This is a genomic window from Pseudomonas agronomica (genome assembly GCF_025917275.1).
Classification (GTDB): domain Bacteria; phylum Pseudomonadota; class Gammaproteobacteria; order Pseudomonadales; family Pseudomonadaceae; genus Aquipseudomonas; species Aquipseudomonas agronomica.
On sequence record NZ_JAOSHO010000031.1, the window covers coordinates 19,054 to 27,269 of the forward strand.

At 60.9% G+C, this 8,216-nt stretch carries 8 protein-coding genes; all 8 read right to left on the reverse strand.

Annotated features, from left to right (window positions below):
- Nucleotides 1–192: 192 nt before the first annotated feature.
- The gene (locus OC610_RS04950; protein WP_264426800.1) at nucleotides 193–1,065 is read right to left on the reverse strand and encodes a DUF3800 domain-containing protein; all 873 of its coding nucleotides are present in this window, start codon (nucleotides 1,063–1,065) and stop codon (nucleotides 193–195) included.
- A gap of 82 nt (nucleotides 1,066–1,147) precedes the next feature.
- Nucleotides 1,148–2,605 (reverse strand): lipopolysaccharide kinase InaA family protein, encoded by a 1,458-nt coding sequence (locus OC610_RS04955; protein ID WP_264426801.1) that lies wholly within the window; start codon nucleotides 2,603–2,605, stop codon nucleotides 1,148–1,150.
- The gene (locus OC610_RS04960) at nucleotides 2,605–3,357 is read right to left on the reverse strand and encodes a lipopolysaccharide kinase InaA family protein (RefSeq protein ID WP_264426803.1); all 753 of its coding nucleotides are present in this window, start codon (nucleotides 3,355–3,357) and stop codon (nucleotides 2,605–2,607) included. Before OC610_RS04960 ends, OC610_RS04955 begins: the two co-directional genes overlap by 1 nt.
- Nucleotides 3,354–4,088, reverse strand: coding sequence for a lipopolysaccharide kinase InaA family protein (locus tag OC610_RS04965; RefSeq protein WP_264426804.1), 735 nt, complete (start codon nucleotides 4,086–4,088; stop codon nucleotides 3,354–3,356). Before OC610_RS04965 ends, OC610_RS04960 begins: the two co-directional genes overlap by 4 nt.
- Nucleotides 4,088–4,894, reverse strand: coding sequence for a lipopolysaccharide core heptose(I) kinase RfaP (gene rfaP / locus OC610_RS04970; protein WP_264426805.1), 807 nt, complete (start codon nucleotides 4,892–4,894; stop codon nucleotides 4,088–4,090). The genes OC610_RS04965 and rfaP overlap by 1 nt, the downstream gene beginning before the upstream one ends.
- Complete coding sequence (locus OC610_RS04975; RefSeq protein ID WP_264426806.1) at nucleotides 4,894–6,015, reverse strand: glycosyltransferase family 4 protein; 1,122 nt, start codon at nucleotides 6,013–6,015, stop codon at nucleotides 4,894–4,896. The genes rfaP and OC610_RS04975 overlap by 1 nt, the downstream gene beginning before the upstream one ends.
- Complete coding sequence (gene waaC / locus OC610_RS04980; protein WP_264426807.1) at nucleotides 6,015–7,073, reverse strand: lipopolysaccharide heptosyltransferase I; 1,059 nt, start codon at nucleotides 7,071–7,073, stop codon at nucleotides 6,015–6,017. The genes OC610_RS04975 and waaC overlap by 1 nt, the downstream gene beginning before the upstream one ends.
- 1 nt (nucleotide 7,074) lies before the next feature.
- On the reverse strand, nucleotides 7,075–8,109 hold the full coding sequence (waaF, locus tag OC610_RS04985; protein WP_264426808.1) for a lipopolysaccharide heptosyltransferase II: 1,035 nt from the start codon (nucleotides 8,107–8,109) through the stop codon (nucleotides 7,075–7,077).
- Nucleotides 8,110–8,216: the final 107 nt, after the last annotated feature.

Below are 8,216 nucleotides of genomic sequence, written 5' to 3' on the forward strand. Positions count from 1 at the left end.
GCCGCGCGCCAAGGGTGCGGGGCAGCTAAAGGGCGGGATTATAGCGTAAATGCGGCGGCAAGCCTCTAGCTGCAAGCGGCAAGCTCGTGGCGAGTTACCCATTGCATGTCCATTGACAGCTAATGGCTACCAACATAGACTTCGCGCAAATGGACTGGGGGATCCCGGTCGGCGTCTAAGCCTCGGTGAGTTTCACCGGGGCTTTTCGCTTTCTGGAAGCGGGAAAATTTTCAATCCCCAGTTTTCAAAACCTTCTCCGGCCTTATCGCGCCCGCCGCTGCAATAGAACTTACGCTTGAGCACATCAAAAGCCCGGTTTTCCTGCCCGGCACGTAGGACACTCATGCCAATAGGTCTCGCAACGAGATCTGCCAGTTGCAAGCCGGTAGAGTTAACCTGCTTAGTCGCGAAGACAATATCAAACGGAAGTTGAATCCCCATACGATTAGCACCGTCACACATACGGCGAAACTCCAGCTCAAGCTCGTTATCTTCTTTTTTCCCTCTTCGCTCGACGATCACATGGGTCAACGCATCGTGCTGGAGCTTCTCCTTCAGAAACTCATAAAGCGTTTCCAGACAGAAGCCCAAAGCAACGTGATAGGGATTATCCGCACCGCCTTGCCTATCCCGCAGCCTTGTCTTATCTATAACGCAACTGATCAGAATAAAATTGCTCGCCTCGATGATGCTGGTCAGCTCATCAAGAAAGGAGTGCTTGTGCTGCCTGGATACAAACAGACTGGAAAAAGCACCTTTCTCCTTACGGATTTCCAGCTCATGCAGCCCAATTAGGTCATGCCCCATATGATTGAACTTGAACTTCTGCAGGGCAGGAATGACCTTCTCGCAGTAGTGGCGCTTATGAAAAACGCAAAAAGCTAGTACAAACATCGGATAGTTGGGATCCAGCGTCTGCATTCCATGATCGCCACTCTCATCCACGTACACGATGAAGTCGCTGAATTTCCCGCCTGGGACGGCAGGCTTATCCTCGCTAACGATCTTTTCAGCCTCAATTTCAAAAAGTGAAAATTGCTGAGCAGGCACTGGATTATCTGGCATAGCGTCACGACTCCTTCTCAAGGCGTACTGAACACACAAAACCAGAACACCTACACTTTGATCCGTTAAATATTGTGTCGCATTAGCTCAATACTGATGCCCCGACCTCTCTAGGCAATCGCCCATCGATCACCCGATACAACGCACTCCCCTCAGGCCAATTGCGCATGAACCGCGCCCGATCCCGGGCATAGGCCTGGGCGAAGCTGGACTGGCTGCGGTGTTGGCACATCGAGTCGAGGTCGATCAACGCCCAACGATCGTCTTGCCAGAACAGGTTGTGCCCCTTGAAGTCGCCATGACTGATGCGCTCGCGGATCAGATCGGCGAACAAGCGATCCAGCGCCAGCAGCTCAGTCTCGGGAGCCTCGCCGCTCTCGACGTAAGGAGCGAAGCGTTCGATGATGTCCGGGCCGCACAGGTGCTCAGTCACCAGGTAAGCCCCTCGGCGCAGCCAGAGGAAACGCTTTTCCAGCAGCGCCAGCGGCTTGGGCGTGGCGATGCCGAGGAAAGCCAGTCGATGCCCCTCGCGCCAGGAATGCCAGGCGCGGCTCGGGCGCCAGAAACGCTTGAGCCAATGCGCGAAGTTCTTGATGTTGTAGCGCTTGATCACCAGGGTGCGACCATTCGACTCGACCTTGCCGACACTGGCCGCACCACCGGTCTTGTACAGGTGCCCCTGGTCGAGCAACGCGTCGGCCTGTTCCAGCACGGGGACCATGGCCGCTTCTTCATCGCGACGGATCGCCCGCAGCCCGAACGGTCCGCGCTGCACGCTGAACAAGCTGCACTCGCGCCCGACCTTTTCGAGAAAATCTTTCAGCCGCCAGGCATGCACTTTGTCGATCTGTTTTTGCAGCGCCTCCATCGGCAGGGCGTGTTCGGCGTTGCCCAACAGGTAATACACCAGCAGTTCTTCATTGAACGGCTCGATGGATTTGGGAAGCTGGGCGAAAAACACCCCGAGGTTTTCCAACACCTTCTGCCGCGATAACGGCTGGCCGGGGGCTTCGGCGCGAATGCCAGCACCATCGATCAGATAGAGCTTGCCACCGTGGCGCAGCAGGTTGTCCAAATGCAGGTCTTCCTGCCACAGGCCCTTGCCGTGCAGCTGCGCAATCGCGCCCAGGGCCTCGGCCAAAACTGCTGTTTGTTCGTCCGCCAACATCGGCAGATGCTCAACCTGCTTCCAAGCATCGCCGAGACTCTCGGCGTCTTCCAGCAACTCGAACAGCAGCCAGCCACCCTCGCCCTCCTTCAAGCCATCAGCCAACAGCAATGGCGTGGTCAGCCCCTGCTCCGCCAGGAGGCGAACACCTTGCAGCTCACGCTGGAAATGCCGAGGCGCCTTGCTGCCCACCAGCAACTTGGCCAGTACCGGCCGGCCACGCCAGATGCCAGCACCGACGTAACGCTGCCCCGGCAACACTCGCAGCAGTGAAAGCAACTGCAACTGCGCCGGACCGGCAGCATCGGCCAGCTCCACGCTCAGGGGCAGGCTCGGGCTGCGACCGGCGCTTTTCAATTCCGACAGATGCATCAGCGGGCCTCCTTATGGGTGCGTCGAGCCCTCAATCGCGTCATCCATTGATCCACCAGCGCACCGCCAAGGGGCTGGTCCAGATAAGTAGACAGCATCTGACGGACATCTTCTTCGCTCCAGATCTGGGCCCGGCGCAGCAAAGGCTCCAAATCCTTGACCCGATCCCGCCAGCCAAACAGCAGCGGCCGGGTTTTCTCCAGGTCGATCAACTGCGCCTGGTAACCGTCGGCGGCGGCTTGCAGGAAGATGTGCTTTGGATAGAAGCAACCGTGCACTTGATGCACGGCGTGAAGGCGTCGCGCCAACAACCCGCAAGCATTGAGGATGGTAGTGCGCTGCGCTGCCGTCAGGCTCGACCAACGCTGCAGAAGCGAATCCAGGTCATCCCAGCCGTCCAGTGCACGCGTCAGCAGAATCGCCCGCACTTCGCCGTTCACCTTGCGCTGGCCATAGAACACAGCTTGCAGGGCCGGAATCCCCAACTGGCGATACCGGCTGATGTTGCGAAACTCCCTGGAAAAACTCGGTTCGCCAAACGGGTGCGACAAGGTCCGGGTCAGGTAATTGCTCTGACGCTTGAGGTAATAGCCCTGCCCTTCGAGCTCCAGCCGGAACACGCTGCTCCAGCCACCGCCAGAGGTATTGGGCTCATCGACGGCGTCCAGTTCTCGCGACCAAAGGGCCTCGAAGCTGTCCAGGCCATGACGTGCAAGCAACGCCCGGTCTTCAGCGGCCAGGAAATCAGTCATTCACGTCCCTCAAAAAATCTCACTACATGGCGGATGCGTTTTTTGTCACACGCATCGAGCCGGTCGCGCTGGCGATATTGCAGATAAAAACGCAGGCGCTGGGTAGCCGACAGGTGATACTTGGCAACCTTGTCCAGGCAGGCAAGGTCCTTGGTAATCCGGTACTTGAGCCAGAAGCCGCGCCAGAAATCGCCGTTCGGGCAGTCGATCAGGAACAGTCGCGCCTGGTCATCGATCAGCAGGTTGCGCCACTTCAAGTCGTTATGGGTGAAGCGGTGATCGTGCATGGTTCGGGTGTAGCCTGCCAATTGCCGGCTCACGCCATCGACCCAGGCACGATCGCCCAGGCGCGGATCGTGCCGCTCGGCCAGGGCTGACAGGTCTTCGGTACGCGGCAGTTCACGGGTGATCATCGCCCCGCGATCATACGCCGCGCCACGTCGCTCCAGGCCCCAGGCAACAATCTCGGCGGTGGGAATCCCCCACTTGGCGAATCGCTTGAGGTTTTGCCACTCGGACTTGACCCGGGGCTTGCCCAGGTAGCGCCGCAAGCCTTTGCCGGCACCGACGTAGCGCTTGACGTAGTAGTTCACGCCGTTGCGTTGTATGCGGATCACCTCTGACAGCGGATCACGCGTCAGACGCTCTCCCTGAAGACCAAACACCGCATCGAGGCTGCCGAAATCCTGCGCCAATTCAGCGTAGGCCGGCTCCAGGTTCCAGCCCGACATCAGAGCGCATCCCCGTACCGCTGCTTGCGTTCATACAGTTTGTTGGCCTTGCCTTCGAGCCATGCCAGCAACGAAGCCTCTTCAGCCAGGACCTGGCGCAGCGGCTGCTGGAAATATCCCTTTAGGAAGCGCAGCTTGTCGCGGCGGGTCAGGCCAATGTCCAGCGCCGAGAAATACAACGCCGCCAGGTCCTTGTTACGCCAACGAGTGGTAATGGCCGCTCGGGTCTGGGCGCGGTGCAGGTCGATCACCGAAAGCTTGAAATCCTCAGGTGTCACCGGTTTGTCGGTGTGCAGCAGGAAATGGCAGATGTAGCAGTCACGGTGGTTGACCCCGGCGCGGTGCATCATCCCGGTCATGCGCGCCACTTCGGCGATCAAGGCGCGCTTGAGCCTGGGTGGCGGCGCTTGCTTGACCCAGTCGATGCTGAAATCTTCAAGGCTGATCGTCGGCGCCAGCTCCTCGGTGACGATAAACGAATGCTGGTCCGCCGGATTGCTGCCCTTCTCGCCATAGGCGACTGCGGTCATGGTCGGCACGCCGACTTCCTGCAGGCGCTGGATCGCCTTCCATTCCTGGCCCGCGCCGAGTACCGGCAGCTTGGCGGTGAACAGGTTCTTGAAAATCTCGCCCCAGCCAATGCCACGGTGGATCTTCACGAAAAAGCCGCGCCCGTCCACCTCCGTGCGCAGGGTGCGCCGGGCTTCGAGTTCACGGTAGACCTCGCCCTGGAGCGCTTCGACTTCGGCGAACGCATCGCGCCCGGCCCAAAGGCTCTTGAACGGTTCGGCCAGCATCAATTTCATCAAGCGTGCTCCGCCAATATCACATCGGCCGCGTGCTGCGGCATGCTGTAGAGGTCGGCCGTCTCGGCGAAGGCCAGACCGTTGCGACTCCACGTCGCGCGTGCTCCCGGGTCGCTCAACATCCGACCCAGGTACTCAGTGAGCTGCGCTTGTTCGAACGGCTCGTCCAGCACCAGGCCACTGTCGGCCTCGGCGATGTAGTGGGCGTACCCACACACCGCGCTGACCAGCACCGGCAACCCGGCCACCAGCGCTTCCAGCAAGACAGTGCCGGTGTTTTCGTTGTATGCCGGATGGATCAACAGGTCGGCACCCAACAGGAAACGCGGGATGTCGCTGCGGCCCTTGAGGAACCGCACGTTTTCACCGAGCCCCAGCGCGGCGCTCTGCAATTGGAATACCTTGGGGTCGTCCTGGCCAATTACAAACAGTCGGGTGCGTTTTCTCAGTTGCGCGGGCAGCGCGGCCAAGGCCTTGAGGCTGCGATCCACGCCCTTGGTCTTGAACCCGGAACCGATCTGCACCAGCAACAGGTCGTCGTCGGCCAGCTCGAATTCGGCCCGGAACGCGGCACGGATTTCGTCAGCGTCGGCAGGTCGGCGGCGGTCCTGGGCGATGCCCGGCGGCAGCAGGTGAAAACGTTCCAGCGGCGTGCCGTAGTGCTTGATGAACAGCGGTTGCTGGACTTCGGAGATCATCAGCACGTCGGTCTTGGCGTCCTTGGCGAACACCGCCCGCTCGTACTCGGCGAAATGCCGGTAGCGTCCCCAGCGCCGATACAGCGAATTACGCAGGTTCTGCGCCTTGTCTTCGAAGCAGCCGTCGGCGGCGTAGTACACGTCCAGGCCGGGCATCTTGTTGAAGCCGATCAGCCGGTCCACCGGGCGCTTGGCCAGGTCAGCCTCCATCCACGCGCTGAGCTTCTCGTTGCGGCGATGGTTGAACAGCGCCTTGACCGGCGCCACCAGCACTTCGAAGCCGGGCGGCACATCACCTTCCCAGATCAGCGTGTAGACGCGGATCTGGTGACCGCGCCGCTGGCATTCCAGGGCGATGCGCATGAAGTCACGCTGCAGGCCGCCGAAAGGGAAATACTTGTAAAGGACAAAAGCCAATTGCATCAGCGCGGCTCCTCAGCCAATAACGTGCTCAGGTGGCTGGCGACACGCTCGGGATTCAGACGCGTGAAGCACAGGGGCTGCTCGCGTTTCAGGTCGAACCGCCGGGCATCTTCGGCAGTTGGCGGGTAAGTACATTGTTTCTGCATGCAGGGGGCGCACGGGAAATCGCTGGCGAGGTGAATCTGGCCCTTGCCATAGGCGCCGGTCAGCACCGGGTTGGTCGGACCAAGCAGCGAAATGGTCGGTACGTCCAGGGCTGCGGCCAGATGGCCAAGACCGGTGTCCACGGCCACGCAAGCCTGGGCGCCGGCAAGCACCTTGCCCATGCCGCCGAGGTTCAATTTCGGCAGCACCAACGCGTTGCGCAACCCACTGGCGATGCGTTCGGCCCGGGCCTTCTCGGCCGGGTTGCCCCACGGCAGTTTCACCACAACGCCGAACTGGCCCATGCGTTCGGTGAGCTGGCGCCAGTAAAGCTCGGGCCAGTGCTTGGACTCCCACGTCGTGCCGTGCAGGAATACCACGTAGGGATAGGGACGTGGCAATTCCACCAGGCGGTCGATGTCGAGGCCGTAGTTACCCTGGGTTTGCGGCAAGTCATAGCCCAGCGCCAGGGCGAATAACTGACGCACCCGCTCGACCGCATGTTGACCACGGGCCACCGCCAGGCGCCGCGAGTAGAAGCGCGCCGCCAAGGGTTCGCGAGCCGAGTCTTTATCCAGGCCGGCGACCGGCGCCTTGACGTAGCGAGTCAGCCAGGCGCTTTTCAACAGGCCCTGAGCATCGATCACCAGGTCGTATTTTTCGGCGCGCATGCTCTGCTTGAAGCGCCGCCACTCGCCGCTCTTGAAGGTTTGCCAGAGGTTCTTGCGCCAGCGCCGTATCGCCACTGGAATGACCTTGCCCACGGCCGGGTGCCAGGTAGGGATTTCGGCGAAGCCTTCTTCCACCACCCAATCGAACTTGATACCCGGAATCGCCCGCGCCGCATCGGTCAGCGCGGGTAACGTGTGGACGACATCCCCCAGCGATGAAGTCTTGATCAGCAATACCCGCAAGTTACCGGACCTCCACGGGTGTGCCCTGCAAACGCTCCAGGGCTTCGTTCACCGACGGCGGCATGAGCTGGCGCAGGCAGTTGTAGTGACCGAAGCGGCAGGTGCGATCGAAGCATGGACTGCATTCGATGCCCAGGCGAACGACTTCGACCTTGTCCGCCAACGGCGGGGTGAAGCCCGGCGAAGTGGAGCCGTAGACCGCCACCAGCGGACGGTTCAGCGCGGCGGCCACGTGCATCAGGCCGGAGTCGTTGGACACCACCGAATCGGCGCAGGACAGCAGGTCGATGGCCTCGGCCAGGGAAGTATCACCGCTGAGATTGACCGACTCTTCCCGCAGGCCGGGAATCAACCGCGAGCGGATGTCTTCGCCCACCGAGTGGTCGTTTTTCGAACCGAACAGCCAGACCTGCCAACCTTCGCGAATCTTCGCCTCGGCGACCTGGGCGTAATGCTCCGCCGGCCAGCGCTTCGATTCGCCGAACTCGGCACCCGGGCACAGGGCCAATACCGGGCGATCCAGGGTCAGGCCGAACTTGGCCAGGGCCGCTTCGCGCGTGACCGGATCGATCTGCAGATTTGGCCGGGGATACGGCTTGGGCAACTCGACGCCCGGCTCGTAGGCCAGGGCCATGAAGCGCTCGATCATCAGCGGATAGCGGTCTTTGTCCAGCGTGCGCACATCATTGAGCAGGCCATAGCGAAACTCGCCACGCCAGCCGGTGCGCTTGGGAATACCGGCAAAAAACGGCACCAGCGCCGATTTCAGCGAATTGGGCAGCAGGATCGCCTGGTCGTACTGGCCGACCAGGGATTTGCCGATGCGCCGACGGGTCGCCAGCTCCAGCACGCCGTGGCCGAGCGGAAAGCTCAAGGCCTTGCGTACCTCGGGCATGCGCTCAAGGATCGGCCGGCTCCACTCCGGGGCCAGGACGTCGATTTCGCACTGTGGATGACGCTGCTTGAGGCACTGAAACAGTGTCTGCGCCATCACCATGTCACCGACCCAACTGGGTCCAACGATCAGAATATTCATGTGGCTTCCAAAAACGATACGGGGAGGCCTACGCCTCCCCGCCTCGAGAATCACTGTGGCTTAGGTCGTTGCCTGCTGCCCTAATCTACAACACACCGCCAATCCGT